Origin of the sequence: Pseudomonas sp. G(2018) (genome assembly GCF_005502415.1) — a bacterium.
Lineage (GTDB): Bacteria > Pseudomonadota > Gammaproteobacteria > Pseudomonadales > Pseudomonadaceae > Aquipseudomonas.
Window position 1 is genome coordinate 91,109 of sequence record NZ_SCOO01000017.1, and the last position, 22,860, is coordinate 113,968.

The 22,860-nt window shown below is 59.6% G+C and carries 23 protein-coding genes; 15 read left to right on the forward strand and 8 right to left on the reverse strand.

Annotation, left to right across the window (positions count from 1 at the left end; all coding sequences use genetic code 11):
• Positions 1-80: 80 nt before the first annotated feature.
• Complete coding sequence (locus FFS64_RS17625; RefSeq protein ID WP_095195116.1) at positions 81-545, forward strand: cupin domain-containing protein; 465 nt, start codon at positions 81-83, stop codon at positions 543-545.
• A 73-nt stretch (positions 546-618) separates the two neighbouring features.
• On the opposite strand, the gene FFS64_RS17630 is transcribed toward FFS64_RS17625, so the two are convergent.
• The gene (locus FFS64_RS17630; protein ID WP_137806451.1) at positions 619-2,028 is read right to left on the reverse strand and encodes an MFS transporter; all 1,410 of its coding nucleotides are present in this window, start codon (positions 2,026-2,028) and stop codon (positions 619-621) included.
• Positions 2,029-2,161: 133 nt separating this feature from the next.
• On the opposite strand from FFS64_RS17630, the gene FFS64_RS17635 reads away from it, so the two are divergent.
• The 5 genes from FFS64_RS17635 to FFS64_RS17655 all read left to right on the forward strand — a co-directional run bounded on the left by FFS64_RS17635 (position 2,162) and on the right by FFS64_RS17655 (position 8,241).
• Positions 2,162-3,049 (forward strand): LysR family transcriptional regulator, encoded by an 888-nt coding sequence (locus FFS64_RS17635; RefSeq protein ID WP_137806452.1) that lies wholly within the window; start codon positions 2,162-2,164, stop codon positions 3,047-3,049.
• A 522-nt stretch (positions 3,050-3,571) separates the two neighbouring features.
• Complete coding sequence (locus FFS64_RS17640) at positions 3,572-4,960, forward strand: diguanylate cyclase domain-containing protein (RefSeq protein ID WP_137806453.1); 1,389 nt, start codon at positions 3,572-3,574, stop codon at positions 4,958-4,960.
• 4 nt (positions 4,961-4,964) lie between these two features.
• Positions 4,965-6,293 carry a glycosyltransferase family 2 protein gene (locus FFS64_RS17645; RefSeq protein ID WP_137806454.1) on the forward strand — a complete coding sequence of 443 codons (1,329 nt, stop codon included), beginning with the start codon at positions 4,965-4,967 and terminating at the stop codon, positions 6,291-6,293.
• 1 nt (position 6,294) lies between these two features.
• Complete coding sequence (locus FFS64_RS17650; protein ID WP_137806455.1) at positions 6,295-7,119, forward strand: hypothetical protein; 825 nt, start codon at positions 6,295-6,297, stop codon at positions 7,117-7,119.
• Between the two features lie 6 nt (positions 7,120-7,125).
• A complete protein-coding gene (locus FFS64_RS17655; RefSeq protein ID WP_137806456.1) occupies positions 7,126-8,241 on the forward strand; it encodes an HlyD family secretion protein in 1,116 nt (371 codons plus the stop codon).
• A gap of 9 nt (positions 8,242-8,250) precedes the next feature.
• On the opposite strand, the gene FFS64_RS17660 is transcribed toward FFS64_RS17655, so the two are convergent.
• Complete coding sequence (locus tag FFS64_RS17660; protein ID WP_137806457.1) at positions 8,251-8,511, reverse strand: hypothetical protein; 261 nt, start codon at positions 8,509-8,511, stop codon at positions 8,251-8,253.
• A gap of 167 nt (positions 8,512-8,678) precedes the next feature.
• On the opposite strand from FFS64_RS17660, the gene FFS64_RS31310 reads away from it, so the two are divergent.
• From FFS64_RS31310 to FFS64_RS17670, 3 genes are read left to right on the forward strand one after another with little or no spacing between them, the layout of a single operon-like run.
• Entirely contained in the window at positions 8,679-8,834 is a 156-nt protein-coding gene (locus FFS64_RS31310; RefSeq protein ID WP_171017101.1) for a hypothetical protein, read from the forward strand.
• A 44-nt stretch (positions 8,835-8,878) separates the two neighbouring features.
• Positions 8,879-9,943, forward strand: coding sequence for a hypothetical protein (locus FFS64_RS17665; RefSeq protein ID WP_137806458.1), 1,065 nt, complete (start codon positions 8,879-8,881; stop codon positions 9,941-9,943).
• A gap of 16 nt (positions 9,944-9,959) precedes the next feature.
• Positions 9,960-10,313: a DUF1428 domain-containing protein gene (locus tag FFS64_RS17670; protein WP_137806459.1), complete on the forward strand. Its 354-nt coding sequence runs from the start codon at positions 9,960-9,962 to the stop codon at positions 10,311-10,313.
• Positions 10,314-10,328: 15 nt separating this feature from the next.
• On the opposite strand, the gene FFS64_RS17675 is transcribed toward FFS64_RS17670, so the two are convergent.
• Positions 10,329-10,523: a hypothetical protein gene (locus FFS64_RS17675; protein WP_137806460.1), complete on the reverse strand. Its 195-nt coding sequence runs from the start codon at positions 10,521-10,523 to the stop codon at positions 10,329-10,331.
• Positions 10,524-10,585: 62 nt separating this feature from the next.
• Between FFS64_RS17675 and thpR the strand changes: the two genes are divergently transcribed.
• On the forward strand, positions 10,586-11,125 hold the full coding sequence (thpR, locus tag FFS64_RS17680; RefSeq protein ID WP_137806461.1) for an RNA 2',3'-cyclic phosphodiesterase: 540 nt from the start codon (positions 10,586-10,588) through the stop codon (positions 11,123-11,125).
• A gap of 154 nt (positions 11,126-11,279) precedes the next feature.
• Here thpR and FFS64_RS17685 read toward each other — a convergent pair whose 3' ends face one another.
• The 5 genes from FFS64_RS17685 to FFS64_RS17705 all read right to left on the reverse strand — a co-directional run bounded on the left by FFS64_RS17685 (position 11,280) and on the right by FFS64_RS17705 (position 16,406).
• A complete protein-coding gene (locus FFS64_RS17685) occupies positions 11,280-12,377 on the reverse strand; it encodes a polyamine ABC transporter substrate-binding protein (protein WP_137806462.1) in 1,098 nt (365 codons plus the stop codon).
• A gap of 57 nt (positions 12,378-12,434) precedes the next feature.
• Complete coding sequence (locus FFS64_RS17690) at positions 12,435-13,319, reverse strand: ABC transporter permease subunit (protein WP_137806463.1); 885 nt, start codon at positions 13,317-13,319, stop codon at positions 12,435-12,437.
• Positions 13,316-14,197, reverse strand: coding sequence for an ABC transporter permease subunit (locus FFS64_RS17695; RefSeq protein WP_171017102.1), 882 nt, complete (start codon positions 14,195-14,197; stop codon positions 13,316-13,318). Before FFS64_RS17695 ends, FFS64_RS17690 begins: the two co-directional genes overlap by 4 nt.
• Before the next feature lie 29 nt (positions 14,198-14,226).
• Complete coding sequence (potA, locus tag FFS64_RS17700; RefSeq protein ID WP_137806464.1) at positions 14,227-15,369, reverse strand: polyamine ABC transporter ATP-binding protein; 1,143 nt, start codon at positions 15,367-15,369, stop codon at positions 14,227-14,229.
• A gap of 275 nt (positions 15,370-15,644) precedes the next feature.
• Positions 15,645-16,406: a gamma-glutamyl-gamma-aminobutyrate hydrolase family protein gene (locus FFS64_RS17705; RefSeq protein ID WP_137806465.1), complete on the reverse strand. Its 762-nt coding sequence runs from the start codon at positions 16,404-16,406 to the stop codon at positions 15,645-15,647.
• Between the two features lie 280 nt (positions 16,407-16,686).
• On the opposite strand from FFS64_RS17705, the gene FFS64_RS17710 reads away from it, so the two are divergent.
• The 5 genes from FFS64_RS17710 to FFS64_RS17735 all read left to right on the forward strand — a co-directional run bounded on the left by FFS64_RS17710 (position 16,687) and on the right by FFS64_RS17735 (position 22,595).
• On the forward strand, positions 16,687-18,063 hold the full coding sequence (locus FFS64_RS17710) for a glutamine synthetase family protein (protein WP_095195100.1): 1,377 nt from the start codon (positions 16,687-16,689) through the stop codon (positions 18,061-18,063).
• A gap of 210 nt (positions 18,064-18,273) precedes the next feature.
• Positions 18,274-19,764 carry an aldehyde dehydrogenase gene (locus FFS64_RS17715; RefSeq protein ID WP_137806466.1) on the forward strand — a complete coding sequence of 497 codons (1,491 nt, stop codon included), beginning with the start codon at positions 18,274-18,276 and terminating at the stop codon, positions 19,762-19,764.
• 53 nt (positions 19,765-19,817) lie between these two features.
• Positions 19,818-21,095 carry an FAD-binding oxidoreductase gene (locus FFS64_RS17720; protein WP_137806467.1) on the forward strand — a complete coding sequence of 426 codons (1,278 nt, stop codon included), beginning with the start codon at positions 19,818-19,820 and terminating at the stop codon, positions 21,093-21,095.
• Positions 21,096-21,433: 338 nt separating this feature from the next.
• Entirely contained in the window at positions 21,434-21,982 is a 549-nt protein-coding gene (locus tag FFS64_RS17730; protein WP_028623608.1) for a cupin domain-containing protein, read from the forward strand.
• 160 nt (positions 21,983-22,142) lie between these two features.
• The gene (locus FFS64_RS17735; protein ID WP_137806469.1) at positions 22,143-22,595 is read left to right on the forward strand and encodes an anti-virulence regulator CigR family protein; all 453 of its coding nucleotides are present in this window, start codon (positions 22,143-22,145) and stop codon (positions 22,593-22,595) included.
• Positions 22,596-22,860: the final 265 nt, after the last annotated feature.

Consider the following 22,860-nt stretch of genomic DNA (forward strand, 5'->3'; position numbering starts at 1 on the left):
GCGTAATGGAGCTGCCCACAACGGCACTGCCCACAAAGCACCCCGCGCGCTTTTTACCCCGCGCTCATTGGAGAACTGCGATGTCCCGAAATAACAAATCCAAAACCGCCACCTTGCTCGGCGCTGCATTCGTCGCCGCGACACTGACCGCGTTCGCCGGCCTGTCCCAGGCCCAGGAAACCAAACCAGCCGCCAACGCTGGCCAGGCTCCTGCCAAGAGTTGGCAGACAGGTATCAGCCGTACCGACCTGGTGCGCCGCGATCTTGATGTAGAAGGCCGTGAAGTCATTCAGGTGCGCGTCGATTTCGAACCGGGCGTCGTATCGCCGAAACATTCTCACCCTGGCGTTGAAGTGGCCTATGTGATTGAAGGAACGTTCGAGTACGAACTCGAAGGTCAGCCAAACGTCATCCTCAAGGCGGGCGAATCCCTGTACATCCCGGCCGGCACCGCCCATGTCGCGAAGAACATCGGCAAGGAAAAGGCTTCGGAACTGGCGACCTACATCGTCAAGAAAGATACGCCGCTGCTGATCCTCAAGTAATAAACGCTGTCTTTCAGGAGCGAGCTTGCTCGCGAAAAGTGTCAGAACAACGCGGGCATTCAGACAGCACGCGTTAACGTTGACGTCCATCGCGAGCAAGCATCGCTCCTACAAGGCAAGCAATGCCGATCAGACCCAGCGCAACGGCAAAAGTCGTGCGCATTCCGTGGGCAACCGCTTGCGGGGACGCGGTAACGCTCGTCCCCGAAGCCAAAGCAAACACCGCCCCCAACACCGCCGCCCCAGTGATCAACCCAAGATTTCGCGACAGGTTGAGCAACCCCGACACCACTCCCCGCTGTTCCGGCTGTACATCAGCCATCACCGCCGTGTTATTGGCCGTCTGAAACACCGCATAACCCAATGTGATCACCACCATGGGTGTGATGTAGCCGATGATTCCCAGGCTGCTCGGCAACGCAGACAACAGCAGGCAGCCCAGTGCGATGGCAACCAACCCGATGAAGGTCATGCGCCGGGCGCCGAAGCGGTCGGCAATACGCCCGGCAGGTACCCCGGCGAATGCGGCGACCAATGGCCCGACCGACAGCACCAGCCCGACCCCGACGGCGTTTAGTCCGAGGGTCTGCGACAGGTAGAACGGTCCGACTACCAGGGTGGCCATCATCACTGTGGTCACCTGTAGACTCATAACCAGGCTGCCGCTGAGCTGCCGATCACGGAACATCGCCAGTTGAATCAACGGCGCAGTCACGCGTTTCTCAACCCACACAAACAACCCCATGCCCACGCAAGCCGCCAGTAGCAATGCGATGTTGAGCGGGCCGAAATGGCCGCGCCCCAGGGTCATGGCCAGTGCGTAGGCGGCGAGTGTCAGGGCCAGCAGCAGGGTGCCCAGCGGATCGAAAGCGCGCCGCGACGTTTTGGGTTTATCGGCAGGCAAATAGCGCCAGGCGAGCAGCAGGGTCAGCAAGCCCAACGGCACCGAGATCAGGAAAATCGCCTGCCAGCCCAATCCGGCGATCAATACACCACCGAGGGACGGTCCCATCGCCGTACCCATGGCCGACATCGTGCCGAGCAAACCCATGGCGCTGCCGGTTTTCTCTTTCGCTACGGTCTCGCCTACGAATGCAAGGGTCAGCGCCATCATGATCGCCGCGCCGAGCCCTTGCAGCCCCCGCGCGCCAATCAACAGTTCAAGGTTCGGCGCCAGGCCGCACAGGGCCGAGGCCAGGGTAAACACACTAATTCCGGATAACAGCAGACGGCGCCGCCCCGTCAGGTCACCGAGGCGACCGACGCTGACGATTAACGTGGTGATGGCCAGCAGGTAGGCGAGGACGATCCACTGCACCTGTTGAAAGGACGCATCGAACACCCGAGCCAGCGTCGGCAAACCGACATTGGCAATGCTGGTGCCCAGGGATGACAACAACATCGACAACGACAGGCTCACCAACGCCCACCTGACGGACGGTGCCCGTTGTCCGCTTTCTGTAAGGGTCGTTGTAGAGTCCATGCTGTTCCTCTTTTCTGGCCACTCCCGATTGGAGCTACCGCAAAGCTACGCCCGCACCTAACATGGCGGAAGGCGCACCGGTTGCACTTGATACATGCACTAGACGCCACTCCACAAAACCACGGTGCAAACCATGTCCACACCAGATTTCAACCTGCTGATCACCCTGGATGTCCTGCTGACAGAGGGCAGCGTGGCCCGCGCAGCCAAGCGCTTGAGGCTGAGCCCGTCGGCGATGAGCCGGGCGCTGGCGCGCTTGCGGGAAACCACCGGCGATCCGTTGCTGGTCAGGGCCGGGCGCGGCCTGGTGCCGACGCCGCGGGCGCTTGAATTGCGTGAGCGGGTCGGCCAGCTCGTACAGGACGCCGAATCGGTCCTGCGACCGGCCGAGCAACCCGACCTCAACGGCGTGGTGCGCACTTTTACCCTGCGCACCAGCGAAGGTTTCGTCGAAAACTTCGGCGCCGTACTGATCGCACGTATCGCGGAACAAGCGCCGGGCATACGCCTGCGTTTCATGCACAAACCCGACAAGGACAGCACGTCATTGCGCGACGGCACGGTCGATCTGGAAACCGGTGTCGTCGGCAAGGCTGCCAGTCCGGAGCTACGGACCCAGGGATTGTTCCGCGATCGTTTTATCGGCGTGGTGCGTGCGGGGCATGCGCTGGAGGAGGGCGAGATCACACCTGAGCGCTATGCGGCGGGCAGCCACATCAGCGTGTCCCGCCGTGGGCTGGACAAGGGACCGGTCGATGACGCCCTGGCGGCCCATGGTGTGCAGCGACAGATCGTGACCATCGTTGCCGGTTTTTCCACCGCGCTGGCGCTCGCCCGCTCCAGTGACCTGATCGCCAGCGTGCCGGAACGCCACACCGCCAACCTGCGATGGGGCATGCACAGCTTTGCACTGCCGCTGTCCTTGCCGGAATTTACCGTGGCCATGCTCTGGCATCCGCGCCTGGATGCCGACCCTGTGCATCGCTGGTTGCGGGGGTGCCTAAGGGAAGTTTGTGAGTAATAGTGTGCATATAACCAACTTTATTCGTTGGTAAATGAGTGGGGTTGATATTGAAGTAGTGGCTGTTAAGCTGATGAACCAACTGTGGTTAATGAGTTTGGTTTGGTAATAAGTGCCTGTTATTTTAATATAAAAAAAATTTGAACTTATAAGTGTTCGAATTGTATGTCTGCATAACAGTAATCAAGGTGGCAATTGATTGTCAGTCGCAGTCAATAGAAAAATTGGCAAAACGCTCCGTATGATGGCAATTAACCAGTAATGGCAATTGTATTTTTAGTTAGTTTGCTAGTTTTTTAACTATATGAAAAATAAAGCTTTATGTTTGTTTTTATTCTCGTGAGGCATTAATTGCACCGCTGTGGGGCGTTTGCAAATTCAATCTGTTCTCTGACGAACTTCCGGCATTCGAACTGTCAAAAAATAACTTCACAATTAAGCTCGCGCTTCTGCGAAGCGGTGCTAGTGTTGGTATCTCTCGTTTAATCGCATTTCTCTTGTCTTTGGTAGAGGGCGTGTGCCATGCCGATTACAAATCCACGGATCGCGATACTCGGTAATAGAGTTCCAAGCGCGAATCTTCCTGAGATTGCGCACTTTACCGATCTTGGCAGCCTGTTGGCTGTCGCCGCATTCGATGTCGTGCTGCTGGACATGCCCGGCACCCATGCGGGAAAGGTCCTGCGCAAATTGCGCTCCATACCCCCTTATCGCTACACCCTCATTTATTGCTGCCGGGATCAGGATGCTTTGTGCGAAGCCCTGGGAGATGGTCCTTGCCCGGCCGACTCCAACGAAATCAAAACCAAATGGCGAGGGTGGCTTGAGCGTTTCAAGCTGTTCAATCAGGGCACGGCCCCCGAACGCTTCGAGAGTCGGGTGCTGTCTTGGCTGTGGATGCGCGACGACGCCCGAATCTACGCCCTGCGGGACCCTGAAGTCCCCCAGCATTATCGCTATCCGCTACTGGATGCCCTGGCGGATAGCGAGCAAGTCAACGCGTTTGTCTGGTTGAGCCTGGTGGCACAGCAGAACTGGCTGGAGGAGGGGGTTCTGGTCGACCGCGTCCGCCTCTGTTCGGATTGTGGCTCCGGAAGGCTCAATTTCATCGATGTGTGCGCCGAATGCCACGCCCTGGACATTTCCCGGCAACCTTCATTGCATTGCTTTACCTGTGGCCATGTCGGGCCTCAGGAATCCTTCCTCAAGGACGGGGTGCTGCTATGCCCCAACTGTCTGAACCGCCTGCGTCACATTGGCAGCGATTACGACCGCCCGATGGAGAATTATCGCTGCCGGTCGTGCCAGGCGTTTTTTGTCGATGCCGAAGTGCAAGCGCGTTGTCTGGACTGCGGCCTGTCGCACACGCCCGACAAGTTGCGGGTGCGGGAAGTCAGGGATTACCGCCTGACCGAAGCCGGGCGCTTCCGCTGTCGCCAGGAGTTCAGCGACCATTCGGCCCAGCATTTCGGTCGGCTCAGTCTGTTGGGTGGCAAGGATTTCTATGACCTGCTGAGCTGGCAGATCCAGCTCGTGCGCCGTTACCCCGATCCTCCCTTCTCGTTGATCGGCCTGCGTTTCGTCAACCTGACCGGGACTTTGTCGCGCCTGGGCGAACAGCGCGGCCACGCATTCATCGACAGCGTGACCGATCGCTTGAAGGAAACCGTCAGGGACACCGACCGCTGTTCGCGAAGTACCGAAGAATTCTTCTGGATCATGCTGCCCCATACCGATGCCAATGGCCTGGCAATCGTCAAGCAACGCCTGGGCAAGGTCGCCGAGCTGTTTTCCGCGCCGGAGACCAGCGACATTTCCCTGCGTGTCATCAGCATCACCGCGCCCCAGGATCTTCTCGATCAGGAAGACGGTGAACTGCTCCTGGCCCGTCTGGCCAGTGAACTGGGGTGATGCCATGAGCCCATTGATGGAGCAACTCTACATCCTGCTGGTTGCGTTCATGGGGACGGACGGGCTGAGCCGTTTGTTCTACATGCTTTTTCCATTGTTCCTGATGTTTGAACTGCCGCTGATGATCATGGTGTTGCTCGGCGTTTTGCGCTGGTTCACACAGCGCCGCAGCCGGGTGCCGAAGAACAGCCTCTATCGCCCCAGGGTTTCTTGCATCATCACCTGCTACAGCGAAGGGATGGACGTTCAGACCACGCTGTTGAGCCTGTGTGAGCAAACCTACCAGGGCCACATCGAGATGATTCCCGTGGTGGATGGCGCCACGATCAACCATCCGACGCTCAGCGCCGTGCGCAGTTTCAACGTCGATCCGCAGTTGTACCCCAGGCGTCATTTACGGCCGATTGCCAAATGGCAGCGGGGCGGACGGGTGTCTTCCCTGAATGCAGGCCTGTCGCTGGCCAGTGGCGAAATCGTGATGGCGCTCGACGGCGATACGTCCTTTGACAACAACATGGTCAGCTCCATCGTGCGGCATTTCGAGGACCCCTCGGTACCAGCGGTCGCCGGCAGCCTGCGTGTGCGCAATGTCTGGGGCTCCTGGGTAACCGCGATGCAGGCGCTGGAATATCTGTTGTCGATCCATATGTCGAAAATCGGTCTGTCCGAATGGAACCTGGTCAACAACGTCTCAGGAGCCTTTGGTGCGTTTCGTCGCAGCTTCCTGGTGAAAATCGGCGGCTGGAACACCCACACCGCCGAGGACCTGGACCTGACACTGCGTATCAAGAGCTACTTCAAGCGCCACGACCTGCGGATTCCCTTCGAACCCGAAGCGATCGGTCATACCGACGCACCGGCAACGCTCTGGCAGTTTCTGATGCAGCGACTGCGCTGGGATGGCGACCTGTTTTTTCTGTACATCCGAAAGCACAACCGCAACATCGATCCTAAATTACTGGGTTGGAAAACCTTTCTGATGATCCTGCTCACGGGGTTCTTTTTCCAGCTGGTGCTGCCATTTCTGATCTTCAGCTACACCCTGATCGCCTTGTTCGTTTTGCCGGGCAAGACCCTGCTGTTTCTGTTTGTACTGGTCTATCTGCTGTACCTGATGATTACCATGCTGTTGTTTTTGGCCATGTTGCTGATGGTCTCCGACCGACCCCGGCAGGACATGGTCCTGGGATTGCTGGTGCCGCTTTTTCCGCTGTTCATGCTGATCCTGCGGTGCTGGAGCGCGGTGGCCATGCTCAACGAGATGTTCCGTCGCGGGCATGAAGAAAGTTCGATGGCGCCCTGGTGGGTACTTAAACGAGCCACGAGGTTTTGATATGCGATCGATACGCTTTGTCCTGGCCCTGTGCCTGCCCCTCGCATTGACAACGCTGCGGGCGGCGCCCTCGACGTGGTCCCAGGCCAGTTACGTCTGGGACAGCGAAGCGCTGCTCGATCCCGATCAACGGACAAACGAACTGGCGGCGCTGCACAAGGCCGGGATGGACAAGATCTACCTGGGTCTCAAAGCCGCACAGATCCATGATTTGACCACCACGCGCCAGCGGCTGGAGCAATTGCTGCGGCAAGCGGCGGCCGAGGGGATGCAAGTGAGCCTGTTGCTGGGCGATCCGGAATGGATCGAGCCAGAAGGGCGCCATCAACTCACCGATTTACTGCACAAGCTTAAAGGTTTGGCGTTCACCAGCCTGCACCTGGATCTGGAAGTCGAGCAACTGGGGGTTCCCGTTCCTGATCAACGCTTGAAAGACCTGCTCGGGACCTTGCGCATGGCCGCGGCGCAAAGCCCCTGGCCGGTAGAAATGTCCAGCCATCATCGCTGGTTCGCCGAGCCCAAGCCCGGACAAACCTGTGTGCCCTGTGCGCTGCCCGACGCAGGGGTGCGTCAGGTCAGCCTGATGATCTACACCCGCAACCCGAAAAACAGTGCGCGCATGGCCGAGCAGATCGCCAGACGCTGGCCCGCGCTGCAATTTCGCCTGGCGCAAAGCACCGAGCCGCAACTGGATGCCACGGAGTCCTGGGCCGGCGCGTCGACCGAACAGTTGCAACGCCAGACCAGCGCCTGGCGCGAACAACTGCAACCCCTGGGGATTGCCGGCATCGACTGGCAAGCCTGGCGGGACTTTCCAAAACGGTGAGCCGTCATGAAGATTCGTTTCGATAGTCGCAAGGAACTGAACCCGACTCAGGAGCAAGGTTTGAGTGTGCTTTACGCCCCGAGCAAACGCGCGGCGTTTCGTGTGCGCTGGTACCTGATCCTGTTATTGGTGGCGAGCCCGTTGATCTGGCTGGGCGGCAAGCTGGTGTACGGCATGCTGATGATCGACGCGCCGGCGCAACTGCGCTTGCCGATTCTGGAGGTGCGTGCGCGGGATGCCGGTCGGGTCGAGCAACTGCTCGTCAAGGCCGGTGACCAGGTGCGGATCGATCAGCCCCTGGCCAATCTCGACAACCCCGAGTGGCGTGCCCGGTTGGCGCAACTCTCCGCTGTCCCGGCCAATACCACACGCTTGAGCAATGCCAAACTGGGTGGTCGGGAGCGGCAATTGCTCAGGACCCGAATTGCCCGCTCGGAAGACCGGGTGAGGGTGCTTGAGGACCTGGTGATTCGTGGCGCCGTGTCCCGCGGCGAGGTGCTGGCCGCGCAGTCCGAACTCGACAGTTTCAAGGCGGACCTGCTGGCGTTCGAGCGCCGCGAGCAACTGGCCAATCAACCGTTGAGCGACGAGCGTGAGAAGGCTGAACGCACCGCCGAGCAAAAATGGTTGCAGACCCGCCTGGCGGCGTTGCCGGTCAAGGCCGCGCAGAGCGGGCGGGTGGCGGAAGTGCTGGTCAACCCCGGCGAAAACGTCGGCGCCGGCACCTTGCTGATGCGCATCGAGCAGCTTGAAGAGCCATTATTGTGGATCTATCTGGAACCGCTGAATATCAGCTACGCCGGGATCGGCCAGCCGCTGCGCGTGCGCATGCCCGACGGCAAATGGTTGACGGCCCGCGTGGTGCAGGCGGTGGACAGCGCCGGCCGCACGCCAACGGTGTTGCGCGGGCCGTTTGCCGCCAGCGAAATGGGTCTGCAGGTCGCCGCCAAGTTCGATCAGCCGCTGCCGTCACGCTGGCGCATTGATCAGCTGCCGCTGAACGTTCGTTTCCCGACCGACTGGGAACAAATGATCACCGACAGTCGTGAGCTGATTCAGGAATTGGGCGAGTTCATTGCAATGGCCAAACCCGAAACGAACACCGTGCCTGGCGATAAATGAACCCGCGGTTCAGAAGTATTGATTGCGGCGCGCGGTGGCAGCGACCTCGGTCGCCAGCAAATGCTCGGCCAGCACATCGTTGAGGAAGCGGAACTGATCGTTGAGCCCGACCACTTCGTTGTTGAAGTGATGACCGGCTGCCGGAATCAGCAACGCTTCGAATTTTTTGTCGAACACCAGGGTCAACACTTTACGAGACTCGAATTGCTGCGAGTAGTAGTTATTGCCGAACACCGGGAAGCTCACGGCCAGGGTGACTTCGTAGATCATGACGTGCGCTCCTCGGACAGAACGAACCAGCCAAATACGCTCAACGTGAAGGCCGTCAGGGCCAGGCAGGTCAGGAGATGGATTAGCATGATTCGACCCTCCGCTTCAGGGTTTCGTGTTGGGTTGCAATTGATCCTACGCTGACGGCCGGCGGGCGGAAGGCAATCGTGGCGATGGTGAATATCGATGGGAGTGATGGTCGGTTTGTGGTGATCGTTCCGGCCTCTTCGTCGGAACGCCGCCCGGAGCCTGCTCGCGAAGGCGGTATTGAGGACGACATCAGGGCAATGGCCGCCACCTATACTCAATTCAGGGCCTTTTGAGCGCCGGGCATTCGGTCCGGCGCCAACAGTTGGGAACCGCGATCTTGAACCTGCGTTCGCTGATCGTCGCCGTGCTGGTGGTGTTGGCGGGGTGCGTCACGGCCCCGCGCGCGCCGGTGGAAACGCCGCAGGTCATGATCTCGCCGAGTACCTGGCAGCAAGTGGACCGGGAGATTGTCGCGGCGTCGCAATCGGCCACCGAGCAGACCAAAATCTACGCCCGCGGCGCCATGGATTACTGGCGCACGCGGGTCTATCAACTGACCGAAGAAAACTTCATTCCGTGGTTCAGCAGCTACTGGACCCAGGAATGGTTGTCGATGAAAGTCAGCTGGTACACCCTCAGCGCCCAGGGCGAGCGGGATGCTTCGGAAAAGCGCCTGGCCGCTTACTTGCTGGAGCAATACCAGGAAAAAGTCCTGGCGCCGGTGGCGGTGGAGATCGATCCCGATCAGATTCTCAGTCTGGCGTCGGCGTTCTACGTGGACATTCTCAAGGAAGACCTGCAGCGCATTTCCCAGCGCCATGGCGTGCCCATCGCCCAACTCAATGGCCGCATCCAGAAAGTCCCGGCCATTGCCCTCGGGCCACCCTCGGCGCGTGACGCCTCACTGTATCAGGTGGTGTACGCCGAGCCGTTGAATAACCTGCCGGCCTACGCCGCGCTGGTCGACAAGATCCATAAGGCCGGTGGGGACAAGGGCGTCGATTCGACCGACACCGCGATGGCACCGGTCGCCAAGCGCGCCAGTCGACGAATCGAAGCTGAAATGGCGCCCCGTGGTGCGGCCAGCGCCGTGGCCGCGGCAGCAGGAAAACTGGCCGGTGCCCTGATTTCGGTGGGCGTGGCGGGGATCCGGGCGATTATCCAGGCCAACGACCGGCCCGACAGTGAGGCACTGATTCGCAGCAGTCTGGGCAATACGTTCGACAAGGCCTGGACCAAGCTGGTACAGAACCCGACCACCGGAGTCATGGCCGGAACCCTGTATATGGCGGGGCAGATCGAAGGCAACCTGGCAGGCAGCGCTGAACCGCCGGTCGGTCTGGAGGCCAGCCATGTCGAATGGCAGCCGAGCCAATCGACTAACCAGCGAATCAACCCATGACTCAAGGAGAACCCGCATGTCTTACGTGAATGCTTTTGTCGCTGCGGTGCCCACTGCCAACCGTGATAAATACAAGAAACACGCCGAGATCGCCGCCGGGCTTTTCAAGGAAAACGGCGCCTTGAGCGTGGTCGAGTGCTGGGGCAGTGACGTGCCTGATGGCAAGGTGACTTCGTTCCCGATGGCGGTAAAACTCAAGGAAAACGAAACCGTGGTGTTTGGCTGGCTCATCTGGCCGGACAAGGCCACCAGTGACGCCGCGATGGAAAAGATGATGGCCGACCCGAGGATGCAGCCAGACGTCAATCCCATGCCGTTCGATGGTCAGCGGATGATCTTCGGTGGTTTTGAAACGATCGTGAAGGCGTGAACAACCCGCGCAGGATCACTCGGATGACGGGGTGATCCTGCAACTCTTGCGGTTACGAATCTCGCTGTCGGTTGGCCGCTCCTTGACGAACTCGAAGCGCGGCTCTCCTTCGTTGTAGTGAACCAGCCAGCCCCATTCCAGCTCGGACTCATCCTGACCGGGTTTCGGTGGTACGGCCCACCATGGCTCTTTGCTGATGATTTCTCGCATGGCCCCCTCCAGTTGAAGCGTGTTTGCATGAACTATAACTTGGATGTCAGGAGGTGCCACGAATGAGCGACGAATCCCATGAGCCGTTCAAACGGCTGTTTTTTGCCCTGGACTGCGCGCCGGCGCAACGCAAGGTGATTGCTCAATGGCGCAGCGCCTTGCAACTGAGGAACGGGCGACCGGTGCCGGCGGAGAATTTTCACCTGACCCTGAAATTCCTCGGTTCGGTCGCCACGGCGCAGATTGCCGATATCTGCAAGGCTGCCGCATCAGTGCGCACTTCGGACGAGCGCTTGACCGTGGTGCTGGATCGGCTGGATGTCTGGCGCAGGGCAGGGGTGCTGGTGTTGGCGCCGGAGCAGGCGTCGCCAGCGTTATTGCGCCTGGTGTATGACCTGGAACAGGCCGTGTTGCCGTTTGTATCGGGGGATGCACCACGGGAGTTTCGCCCGCACCTGACCCTGGCCCGGGATTTTCGCGCGCCGGTGCCCGAGTCCGCCACGCCGCCGGAGTTTTTCCTGCGCGCCGATCGATTCGCCCTGTTCGAATCGCACAAGGGCCGGTACATACCGCTGGCCTCGTGGCCATTGGGAATTTCGTAGCCGAAACAAAAAAAGGCGCCCGAGGGCGCCAAACTCACCTTAACCGAGGAGCCAGGTGAGGCCGTTCATCGGAGACGAGTGCAGCGGTGGTAAGGCGCTGCGTGAACGGAAAACATTAAGAGTCTTGGGCCTGGCACGCCCCCTGTGGTGTCAGTTATTTACCCAACTTCACCTTGGTCCAACCCCGGGTCATCACCCGCTGCACACCAATCGGCATATCCGGAATGGCATACAAGGTCGCCATCACGTCCTGCGACGGATACGAACCCGGGTCGTTGCGAATCGCTTCATCCACCAACGGCGTCGCTGCCGCGTTGGCGTTGCTGTAGCCGATGTTGTTGGTGATCTCGGCGATGATGTCCGGGCGCATCAGGAAGTTCATGAACAGGTGGGCGTTCTCGACGTTGGCGGCATCGCGGGGGATGGCGACCATGTCGTAGAAGCTGCCGGCGCCTTCTTTCGGGATGCTGTAGTCGATCTTCACCTTGTCCCCGGCTTCCTGGGCGCGGGCCTTGGCCTGCAGCACGTCGCCGGAGTAACCGACGGCCACGCAGATGTTGCCGTTGGCCAGGTCGGAGATGTATTTCGACGAATGGAAGTACGCCACCGACGGGCGAATTTTCATGAACAGCGCTTCGGCTTCGGCGATGTGTTGCTTGTCCTGATCGTTCACCGGGTAGCCCAGGTAGTGCAGGGCGGCGGGGAGCATCTCGGTCGGTGAATCGAGGAAGCTGATGCCGCAGGCTTTCAGTTTTTCCGCGTTTTCCGGTTTGAACAGCAAATCCCAGGAGTTGGTCGGGGCGTTGGCGCCGAGGACTTCCTTGACCTTGTCCGGATTGAAACCGATGCCGATCGAGCCCCACATGTACGGGAAGGCATGGGCGTTATCCGGATCGCTGGCAGAGGCGTTTTTCAGCAACACCGGATTGAGGTTTTTCCAGTTCGGCAGCTTGGATTTGTCCAGTTCCTGATAGACGCCGGCCTTGACCTGCTTGGCCAGGAAACTGTTGGACGGCACGACGATGTCGTAGCCGGACTTGCCCGCCAGCAGGCGTGCTTCCAGGGTTTCGTTACTGTCGAACACATCGTAGGTCACCTGGATCCCGGTCTCGTCTTCGAACTTCTTGACGGTGTCCGGGGCAATGTAATCCGACCAGTTGTAGACGCGCAGAACCTTGTCATTGGCCTGGGCGCCCGTAACCATCGCGCCCAATAAGGACAGTGTCAGCAGAGTCCTGCCAAACATTTTCATCGGTACAACTCCATTCTTTTTATTCAATTGACGCAAAAGCTGTGAAACGCGACGGCCCTAGGCCGTCGCTTCTACCATTTGCTTTTTCGGTTGTTGCCAGGACTCGCTGGCGGTCTGATCCATCGCTTCCTGAATCGCCCGTTTGCGGCTGGCTTCGGCACGGCGGCTGAAGTACCAGACCATGAAGGTCACCATCGATACCGCCAGTAGAATCAAACTGGCCACGGCATTGATCTCCGGCTTCACCCCCAGGCGCACCGCTGAGAACACTTCCATCGGCAGGGTGGTGGAGCCCGGACCCGACACGAAGCTCGCCAGTACCAGGTCATCCAGCGACAGGGCAAAGGACATCATGCCGCCGGCCGCCAGTGACGGTGCGATCATCGGGATGGTGATCAGGAAAAACACTTTGAACGGCTTGGCCCCGAGGTCCATGGCCGCTTCTTCGATGGACAGGTCCAGCTCGCGAAGGCGGGCGGAGACTACCACCGCCACGTAAGCGGCACAAAACGTGGTGTGGGCGATCCAGATCGTCACGATGCCGCGTTCCATCGGCCAGCCGATCAGTTGCGCCATGGCCACGAACAGCAGCAACAGCGACAGACCGGTGATCACCTCCGGCATCACCAGTGGCGCGGTCACCAGGCCACCGAACAGCGTGCGGCCCTTGAAGCGCGTGACGCGAGTCAGCACGAACGCGGCCAGTGTGCCCAGCGCCACGGCTGCAATCGCGGTATAGCAGGCGATTTCCAGCGAGCGCACCACCGAGCCCATCAGTTGCGAGTTGTCGAGCAGGCCGGCGTACCACTTGAACGACCAGCCACCCCACACCGTCACCAGCTTCGAAGCGTTGAACGAGTAGATCACCAGAATCAGCATCGGCAAGTAGATAAACGACAGGCCGAACACCAGCATCAATTTTGAGAACCCGAAACGTTTCATCCCCGTGCCTCCATCTCTTTGGCCTGGCTGCGGTTGAACAGCAGAATCGGCACAATCAGGATCAACAGCATCACCACCGCCAGCGCGGACGCCACCGGCCAGTCGCGGTTATTGAAGAACTCTTGCCACAGCACGCGACCGATCATCAGGGTTTCCGGGCCGCCCAGCAGTTCCGGAATCACGAACTCGCCGACCACTGGAATGAACACCAGCATGCAACCGGCGATGATGCCGTTCTTGGCCAGCGGCACGGTGATTTTCCAGAAGCTGTTGAAGGTACTCGAACCCAGGTCAGACGCCGCTTCCAGCAGGCTCTGATCGTGCTTCACCAGATTGGCGTAGAGCGGCAGGATCATGAACGGCAGATACGCGTACACCACGCCGATATAGACGGCGGTGTTGGTGTTGAGGATCTCGATCGGGTGATCGGTCAGACCGGTCCACATCAGAAAGCCGTTGAGCAGACCGTTGTTGCTGAGGATGCCCATCCACGCATAAACGCGGATCAGGATCGCCGTCCAGGTCGGCATCATGATCAGCAACATCAAGACGTTTTGCGCTTCCTTGCTCGCCTTGGTAATGGCATAGGCCATCGGAAAACCGATCACCAGGCACATCAGCGTACTGAACAGCGCGACCTTCAACGAACCGAGGTAAGCCGAGAGGTACAGCTCATCTTCGCCCAGCAGCGTGTAGTTGCCGATGTTGAGCAGCAGATTGAATTTCTGCTCGGCGTAGGTGTAGATCTCCGAGTAGGGTGGAATGGCCAGGGCTGCTTCCGAGAAGCTGATCTTCATCACCAGGAAGAACGGCAGCATGAAGAACAGGCACAGCCACAGGAACGGAATGCCGATGACGAGCTTACGACCGCTGGGCACCAGGCGCAGGAACTGCTGATTGAAGGTTCTCATGCGCGCAGTACCACGCCGCTGTCGTCTTCCCACCACACGTAGACCTGATCGTCCCAGGTCGGACGCGCCCCACGGCGTTCGGCGTTGGCCATGAACGACTGCACGACCTTGCCGCCAGGCAGTTCGACGTAGAACACCGAGTGGCCGCCGAGGTAGGCGATGTCATGCACCTTGCCGCTGGACCAGTTGTAGCGGGTGTCTGGCTTGACGGTACTGACCAGCAGTTTTTCCGGGCGGATGGCGTAGGTGATCGACTTGTCCTGCACCGAGGTACTGACGCCGTGGCCGACGTAGATTTTCTGTTCCAGATCCGGGCTGTGAATGATCGCGTGACCTTCCAGGTCTTCCACCACCGTGCCATCGAAGGCATTCACGTTACCGATGAACTCGCAGACCATGCGGCTGACCGGTGCCTCGTAGATGTCGACCGGGCTGCCGATCTGGGCGATCCAGCCCAGGTGCATGATCGCGATGCGCTGGGCCATGGTCATGGCCTCTTCCTGATCGTGGGTCACCATCACGCAGGTCACGCCGACGCGTTCGATGATTTCCACCAGTTCCAGCTGCATCTGCGAGCGCAGCTTTTTATCCAGCGCACCCATGGGCTCGTCGAGCAACAGCAGTTTCGGCCGCTTGGCCAGGGAGCGGGCCAGGGCCACGCGCTGACGCTGGCCGCCGGACAACTGATGGGGTTTGCGCTTGGCGTACTGGGTCATGTGCACCAGGCGCAGCATCTCTTGTACGCGGGCGTCGATTTCGGCGGCGGGCAAACGGTCCTGTTTGAGGCCGAAGGCGATGTTCTGTGCCACGGTCATGTGCGGGAACAGGGCATAGGACTGGAACATCATGTTGATCGGCCGTTCGTACGGCGGCATGTCGGTGATGTCGACGCCGTCGAGCAGAATCCGGCCTTCGGTCGGGCGCTCGAAGCCGGCGAGCATGCGCAACAGCGTCGATTTGCCGGAACCGGAACCACCGAGCAGGGCAAAGATTTCGCCTTGATGGATTTCCAGGGACACATCGTCCACAGCGGTGGTTTCGTCGAATTTCTTGGTGACGCGATCGACCTTCACCAACACCTTTTTCGGTGCCTGGTGACCTTCAAGGGCCTTCCTGTAGATGCTGGAGGCGTTTGCCATGTGAAACTCCCAACAGGTTTCAGTCGTCGGGCCAACGCGGCCTGACTTAATAGTTGATTGCAAACCCGAGTCTTACGGTGCCAGTGAGTCCAGCGGCGATCCCACAGGGGGATTGCGTTTGACTCCCTTACCCATACCTCTCGGGTTTATCCGGTGCCGCCTTCCTGGCTGCGGTACTTGTTGTTATTGCAGTGTGTTGTTATCGCGAGCGACGGACGCGCAAAGGCACGCCCGCCTGTCCCGCGGGGGCAGAAAATTGTTTTTCGGGTTTTACGTCAGCGCGAGTGACGCAGCGCCGCCCGTTGCCGGCACGCTTGGCCGAACGCCTGGAAAATGCTCAGGTAGGGCGGGTTGTCCAGCACCTGCCATTCCGGGTGCCATTGCACGCCGAGGGCGAAGGCCTTGCTGTGCTCCACCGACACCGCCTCGATCAAGCCATCGGGCGCGATGGCCTCGCTGCGCAGGCCGGGGGCGAGTCGGTCGATGCCCTGGCTGTGAATCGAGTTGACCTGGAACACCGGGGGCAGATCCAGGGCTTCGAACACACCACCCGGTTGCACCGTGACCGCATGGGCCGGTGCGTATTGCACCGCCAGGTCCGGATGGTTGGCTTCGCGGTGATCGAGGAAGCCGGGCAGTTCATGGACTTTCTGGTGCAGGCTGCCACCGAACACCACGTTCATCTCCTGGAAGCCACGGCAGATGCCGAGTACCGGCACGCCGGCGGCAATGGCCGCGCGAATCAGGGGAAGGGTGGTGCGATCCCGCTGGGGATCGTGTTCCGTGCCGGGAGCGCTGTCGGGGCCTTGATAGTGGAAGGGTTCCACGTTCGACGGCGAGCCGGTCAGCAACAGACCGTCGAGCTGCGGCAGCAGGTCATCGATTTCGGTCAGTTCAGCCAGGGAAGGAATGACGACGGGCAGCCCCAGCGCCGCAACGCTGACAGCACGCAAGTACTTGTCGCCGCTGACATGGTAGGGGTGCAGGCCAATCTGTTTGACGCACGCAGTAACGCCGATCAATGGCTTGAATGCCATTTTTATCACCTCGAAGTTTCACACTTGAACGAGCTTTTCCGGAGCTTAGCCTTGTTGATTTTAATTGACAACTCTCATGTAAAAAATTCTAAACGCCGAACGTCCGATCTTCGGGTTTTACGGGCGTCTGGCGGCTGATGTGGCACTCTCGTCCTCCTGAAGTGCCCGAAAATAAACGCTGAAAGGCTGAGTGTTCGCTATTGACTTCACTTTGTCTTTCGGATTGACTGGCTACGTGAAAGGGCGGTGAACATAATAATTAACAGCTAATAGGTGCATCATGTCGGTCCCTCTGCGTACCGTTCAACTCAACGAAGCAAACGCATTCCTTAAGAAATATCCTGAGGTTTTGTACGTCGACCTTCTGATTGCGGATATGAACGGTGTGGTGCGCGGCAAGCGCATCGAACGCACCAGTCTCCATAAGGTTTACGAGAAAGGCATCAACCTGCCGGCGTCTCTGTTTGCTCTGGACATCAACGGCTCCACGGTGGAAAGCACCGGCCTGGGTCTGGATATCGGCGACTCCGACCGGATCTGCTACCCGATCCCCGGCACCCTGAGCATCGAGCCCTGGCAGAAGCGCCCGACCGCACAACTGCTGATGACCATGCACGAACTGGAAGGCGAGCCGTTCTTCGCCGATCCGCGCGAAGTGCTGGCCAATGTCGTGCGCAAATTCGACGACCTGGGCCTGACCATCTGCGCCGCGTTCGAACTGGAGTTCTACCTGATCGACCAGGACAACGTGAACGGTCGTCCGCAATCGCCACGTTCGCCGGTTTCGGGCAAGCGTCCGATGTCGACCCAGGTCTACCTGATCGACGACCTCGACGAATACGTCGACTGCCTCCAGGACATTCTGGAAGGCGCGAAAGAGCAAGGCATCCCGGCCGACGCCATCGTCAAGGAAAGCGCCCCGGCGCAGTTCGAAGTCAACCTGCACCACGTGGCCGATCCTATAAAGGCCTGCGACTATGCGGTGCTGCTCAAGCGTCTAGTGAAGAACATCGCCTACGACCACGAGATGGACACCACCTTCATGGCCAAGCCGTATCCGGGCCAGGCGGGCAACGGTCTGCACGTGCACATTTCGATTCTCGACAAGGAAGGCAATAACATCTTTGCCAGCGAGGATCCCGAGCAGAACGCCGCGCTGCGACACGCGATCGGCGGTGTGCTCGAGACCCTGCCGGCGCAGATGGCGTTCCTCTGCCCGAACGTCAACTCGTACCGCCGTTTCGGCGCACAGTTCTACGTACCGAACTCGCCGAGCTGGGGCATCGACAACCGTACCGTGGCGGTACGTGTACCGACCGGCTCAAAGGACGCCGTGCGCATCGAGCACCGTGTAGCCGGCGCCGATGCCAACCCGTACCTGCTGATGGCCTCGGTCCTGGCCGGTGTGCACCACGGCCTGACCAACCAGATCGAACCCGGCGCGCCAGTGGAAGGCAACAGCTACGAGCAGAACGAACAAAGCTTGCCGAACAACCTGCGCGACGCACTGCGCGAACTGGACGACAGCGAAGTCATGGCCAAGTACATCGACCCGATGTACATCGACGTGTTCGTGGCGTGCAAGGAAAGCGAACTGGCCGAGTTCGAAAACTCCATCTCGGACCTTGAGTACAACTGGTACTTGCATACCGTTTGACGGTGTTGGAGGCGTACACAAAACCTGTGTACGCCATCCATCCCTGTGGGAGCTGGCTTGCCAGCGATGGCGTCGTCACAGTCAACATTGATGGTGTCTGATCCGCCGCAATCGCTGGCAAGCCAGCTCCCACAGGGATCGCATTTCATTTTTTTGATTGGACGGGTGTCCGTCCGACGATCACTCAATTCCCTGCGTCGAGTCACAACCATGACAATCACTCGCAGCGACTGGGAGCAACGCTTCCAGTCCCTCAACATCGAAAGCCGTGCCTTCATCGACGGTCAATACTGCGCAGCCGCCAGCGGCGCCACATTCGAATGCGTCAGCCCTGTGGACGGTCGCTTTCTGGCGAACGTCGCCAGCACCGACGAAGCCGATGCGAACGCGGCGGTTGCCGTTGCACGCCGTACTTTCGAATCCGGCATTTGGGCCAACCTCGCCCCGGTCGAACGCAAGCGCATCCTGATCCGCTTCGCCGATCTGATCCTGGCTAACCGGGAAGAACTGGCGCTGCTGGAAACCCTGGACATGGGTAAACCCATCAGCGATTCGATGAACATCGACATCCCGGCGACCGCCAACGCGATCCGCTGGACCGCCGAAGCCATCGACAAGATTTACGACGAAGTCGCTGCCACACCCCGTGATCAGCTTGGACTAGTGACGCGCGAGCCGGCCGGCGTGGTCGCGGCCATCGTGCCGTGGAACTTCCCGTTGATCATGGCCAGCTGGAAATTCGCTCCGGCTCTGGCGGCGGGCAACTCGTTCATCCTCAAGCCTTCGGAAAAATCGCCACTGACCGCGATCCGCATCGCGCAGCTGGCGCTGGACGCCGGCATCCCCAAAGGCGTGTTCAACGTGCTGCCAGGCTACGGTCATACCGTCGGCAAGGCTCTGGCGCTGCACATGGATGTCGATGTGCTGGCGTTCACCGGCTCGACAGCGGTGGCCAAGCAGCTGTTGGTCTACGCCGGACAAAGCAACATGAAACGCGTCTGGCTGGAAGCTGGTGGCAAGAGCCCGCACGTGGTGTTCGCCGATGCGCCGGACTTGCGTGTGGCGGCCCAGGCTGCGGCCAGCGGCATCGCCTTCAACCAGGGTGAAGTCTGCACTGCCGGTTCGCGTCTGTTGGTGGAGCGTTCGATCCGCGACCAGTTCATCCCGCTGCTGGTGGAAGCCCTGCAAGCGTGGAAACCGGGGCACGCGCTCGATCCTGCGACCACCGTTGGCGCGGTCGTCGATCAGCGTCAGCTGGACAACGTGCTGCGTTACATCGACATCGGTCGGGAGCAGGGCGCCGAGCTGATTGCCGGTGGCCAACGCACCCTGGAAGACACCGGTGGCCTGTACGTCGAACCGGCGATTTTCGACGGTGTGACCAACGCCATGACCATTGCCCGTGAAGAAATCTTCGGCCCTGTACTGTCGCTGATCACCTTCGACACGGCTGAAGAAGCCCTGGCGATCGCCAACGACAGCATCTTCGGTCTGGCGGCAGGCGTGTGGACCAGCAACCTGAGCAAGGCCCACACCTTCGCCCGTGGCTTGCGCGCCGGCAGCGTCTGGGTCAACCAGTACGACGGCGGTGACATGACCGCGCCGTTCGGCGGGTTCAAGCAGTCAGGCAATGGTCGGGACAAATCGCTGCATGCGTTCGACAAGTACACCGAACTCAAAGCGACCTGGATCAAGCTCTAAATAACAATAAAAGCGGCGGCCGCCGTTTGTGCCGGCGGCCATCGGAGAATCTTATGAAACATGTAAACAGCTACTACGCCGCCACCCGCAACTTCACCGGTGACTTTCCGGTACTTGAAGAGCTGGTGGAATGCGATGTCTGTGTGATCGGCGCCGGCTACACCGGTCTGTCCTCGGCGTTGTTCCTCGCCGAGGCGGGCTACAGCGTCACCGTACTCGAAGCGGCAAAAGTCGGCTTCGGCGCCAGCGGTCGCAACGGCGGGCAACTGGTCAACTCCTACAGCCGCGACGTCGATGTCATCGAAGAGCGCTATGGCGACAAGACCGCTGAAGTACTCGGCAGCATGATTTTCGAAGGCGCCGACATCATCCGTCAGCGCATACAGCACTATGACATTCAGTGTGACTACCGTCCGGGCGGCATCTTTGCCGCGCTGAACAAGAAACAGTTCAAGGGCCTGGCCGAGCAGAAGAAAAGCTGGGAGCGCTACGGCAACAAGAACCTGACCCTGCTCAGCGAGTCGGATATCAAGCGCGAAGTGGGTTGCGACAACTATGTCGGCGGTCTGCTGGACATGCAGGGCGGGCACATTCACCCGCTGAACCTGGCCCTCGGCGAAGCCTCGGCCATCATCGGCCTGGGTGGCAAGATCTTCGAACAATCGGCGGCGGTGGAAATCACCTACGGCGAACCGATCACCGTGCGCACCGCCAAAGGCGTGGTTCGGGCCAAGTACCTGCTCATCGCCGGTAACGCCTACCTGCCGCAGGGCCTGGACAATCGGGTGACCAGCAAGAGCATGCCTTGCGGATCGCAGATCGTCGTCACCGAGCCGTTGTCGGAAAAACAGGCCAAAAGCCTGATCACCAATAACTACTGTGTCGAAGACTGCAACTACCTGCTCGATTACTTCCGCCTTACCGCCGACAACCGCTTGCTCTACGGCGGCGGCGTGGTCTACGGCGCCCGCGAGCCGGACGATATTGAGCAGTTGATCCGCCCGAAAATCCTCAAGACCTTCTCGCAACTGAAGGACGTGAAGATCGACTACCGCTGGACCGGCAACTTCCTGCTGACCATGTCGCGCATGCCGCAATTCGGCCGTATCGAGAAAAACGCCTACTACATGCAGGGCTACAGCGGCCACGGCGTCACCTGTTCGCACCTGGCCGGCAAACTGATCTCGGAAATGATCCGCGGCGACGCCGAGCGCTTCGACGCCTTCGCCTCGCTACCGCACATGCCAATGATCGGCGGGCGCACGTTCTCCGCGCCGCTCACCGCCATGGGCGCCGTGTACTACTCGCTGCGCGACCGTTTCGGTATTTAAGCTTTACCTCGCCGGCGACGGCCCCAAAAGGTGTCGCCGGCTTTTTTATTGCTACAAACACTGCTTTCCCCTGTGGGAGCGAGCCTGCTCGCGAAGAGGCCATTTCAGCCAACATTGATGTCGCCTGGCACACCGCCTTCGCGAGCAGGCTCGCTCCCACAGTTGGTGCAATATCAGGACGGAAGAAAGTTTTTTTCAGCCGTTTATCGAACCTGCTGAGCAACACCAACAAACGTGATTTAATAGCCGCCTTTCACGTTTCCGGGACCGGAAAACGGCGTGATCCGCGCCTGCTCTCCACCCCCATTACCCTTAAGTACCAAGCACATAAGGCTGTCATGGATACGGGCTCACGACTCAAATTAGTACGCGAAAGCTACAAACTGTCCCAGCGCGAGCTGGCCCGCCGTAGCGGCGTCACCAATGCCACCATCTCGCTGATCGAACAAAACCGCGTCAGCCCCTCGGTCAGTTCCCTGAAAAAACTGCTCGAAGGCATCCCCATGTCCCTGGCGGACTTCTTCACCTTCGACCAGCCCCCGCGCGAACACCAATACGTCTTCCGCGCCAATGAACAACCCGACCTGGGCCGCCACGGCCTGCGTCTGTTGCTGATCGGCGCCTCGGTGCCGAGCCGGCAGATGCGCTTGCTGCGCGAGCAGTACGCACCCGGCGCAAGCTCCGGGGAAGAGCCGATCGTGCACTCCGAAGGCGAGGAGTGCGGGCTGGTGACGCGGGGCACGGTTGAGTTGACCGTGGATGGACAGATCAGTGTACTCAATGCCGGGGATGGCTATTACTTTCCGACGACCTTACCGCATCGGTTTCGCAATATCGGGCAGGACGAGGCGGAGATCATCAGCGCGAACACCCCGGCGAACTTCTGAGGGTGGCGAGGCCTGATTGTCTGGCGTGTTGAAACTGCTTTCACCGTGCGATACAAAAAATCCGACGCCCCTTCAAGCGTCGGATTTTTTATGATCTGAACTACGCTCATCAACGGCGTCTAAATTTCACAGGAATACTCCCGCCATGAAGGAACGACTCATGTCCAGATCCAGCTCGTTGATTGCAGCTGTTACATGCCTTGCGTTGGTTTGCGGCTCCGTAACCGCGTTGGCTGATCCCGGCAATGGAAAGGGCCAGGGAAACGCCAAGGGAAACCCGCACAGTGCCCAGGATCATGGAAACAAAGGCAATAAGTCCGGGGGCGGTGATTGGGGCAATGGTCCCAGCATCAATCGCGCAAGCGTACTCGGGATTGTTGGCGATTATCGCGACTACTGGAGCCCCGGTCCTGCGTTGCCTCCCGGCATTCAAAAGAACCTCGCCCGAGGCAAGCCGCTCCCGCCGGGAATCGCGAAAAAGCTCGATGGCCGGTTGATCGGCAGACTGCCGCATTACGAAGGGTACGAATGGCAGCAAGTGGGCACGGATTTGATCCTGGTCGCACTGGCGACCGGGCTTATCTATGAAGTGCTTAATGGCGCGTTTGATTGACGTTTGAGCGGTGAATATGCGATTCGCCTCACATTTGCGAATCGCTTGCCGCCATTGGCATCTCCGTCCGTCGCGAGGCCTTGAACTGTCTGGGTTTTAACGCGTCATACAACACGCGAAATCAACCCTACGGAAGCAATCATGCTTTTAAACAAAAAGAGTCTCGCCGCTGTCCTGTCCTGCGCCATGATGCTCGCAGCCGCCCCGTTATTGCCTGCTGACCTCTCCATCATCAGTTCCGCACACGCCAAAGAAGGTGGTGGTG

Excerpts from the sequence above, each read along its gene's own strand:
- FFS64_RS17625 (WP_095195116.1), top strand. The coding sequence starts at position 81 with ATGTCCCGAAATAACAAATCCAAAACCGCCACCTTGCTCGGCGCTGCA.
- FFS64_RS17630 (WP_137806451.1), bottom strand. The coding sequence starts at position 2,028 with ATGGACTCTACAACGACCCTTACAGAAAGCGGACAACGGGCACCGTCC.
- FFS64_RS17635 (WP_137806452.1), top strand. The coding sequence starts at position 2,162 with ATGTCCACACCAGATTTCAACCTGCTGATCACCCTGGATGTCCTGCTG.
- FFS64_RS17640 (WP_137806453.1), top strand. The coding sequence starts at position 3,572 with ATGCCGATTACAAATCCACGGATCGCGATACTCGGTAATAGAGTTCCA.
- FFS64_RS17645 (WP_137806454.1), top strand. The coding sequence starts at position 4,965 with ATGAGCCCATTGATGGAGCAACTCTACATCCTGCTGGTTGCGTTCATG.
- FFS64_RS17650 (WP_137806455.1), top strand. The coding sequence starts at position 6,295 with ATGCGATCGATACGCTTTGTCCTGGCCCTGTGCCTGCCCCTCGCATTG.
- FFS64_RS17655 (WP_137806456.1), top strand. The coding sequence starts at position 7,126 with ATGAAGATTCGTTTCGATAGTCGCAAGGAACTGAACCCGACTCAGGAG.
- FFS64_RS17660 (WP_137806457.1), bottom strand. The coding sequence starts at position 8,511 with ATGATCTACGAAGTCACCCTGGCCGTGAGCTTCCCGGTGTTCGGCAAT.
- FFS64_RS17670 (WP_137806459.1), top strand. The coding sequence starts at position 9,960 with ATGTCTTACGTGAATGCTTTTGTCGCTGCGGTGCCCACTGCCAACCGT.
- FFS64_RS17675 (WP_137806460.1), bottom strand. The coding sequence starts at position 10,523 with ATGCGAGAAATCATCAGCAAAGAGCCATGGTGGGCCGTACCACCGAAA.
- thpR (WP_137806461.1), top strand. The coding sequence starts at position 10,586 with ATGAGCGACGAATCCCATGAGCCGTTCAAACGGCTGTTTTTTGCCCTG.
- FFS64_RS17685 (WP_137806462.1), bottom strand. The coding sequence starts at position 12,377 with ATGAAAATGTTTGGCAGGACTCTGCTGACACTGTCCTTATTGGGCGCG.
- FFS64_RS17690 (WP_137806463.1), bottom strand. The coding sequence starts at position 13,319 with ATGAAACGTTTCGGGTTCTCAAAATTGATGCTGGTGTTCGGCCTGTCG.
- potA (WP_137806464.1), bottom strand. The coding sequence starts at position 15,369 with ATGGCAAACGCCTCCAGCATCTACAGGAAGGCCCTTGAAGGTCACCAG.
- FFS64_RS17705 (WP_137806465.1), bottom strand. The coding sequence starts at position 16,406 with ATGGCATTCAAGCCATTGATCGGCGTTACTGCGTGCGTCAAACAGATT.
- FFS64_RS17710 (WP_095195100.1), top strand. The coding sequence starts at position 16,687 with ATGTCGGTCCCTCTGCGTACCGTTCAACTCAACGAAGCAAACGCATTC.
- FFS64_RS17715 (WP_137806466.1), top strand. The coding sequence starts at position 18,274 with ATGACAATCACTCGCAGCGACTGGGAGCAACGCTTCCAGTCCCTCAAC.
- FFS64_RS17720 (WP_137806467.1), top strand. The coding sequence starts at position 19,818 with ATGAAACATGTAAACAGCTACTACGCCGCCACCCGCAACTTCACCGGT.
- FFS64_RS17730 (WP_028623608.1), top strand. The coding sequence starts at position 21,434 with ATGGATACGGGCTCACGACTCAAATTAGTACGCGAAAGCTACAAACTG.
- FFS64_RS17735 (WP_137806469.1), top strand. The coding sequence starts at position 22,143 with ATGTCCAGATCCAGCTCGTTGATTGCAGCTGTTACATGCCTTGCGTTG.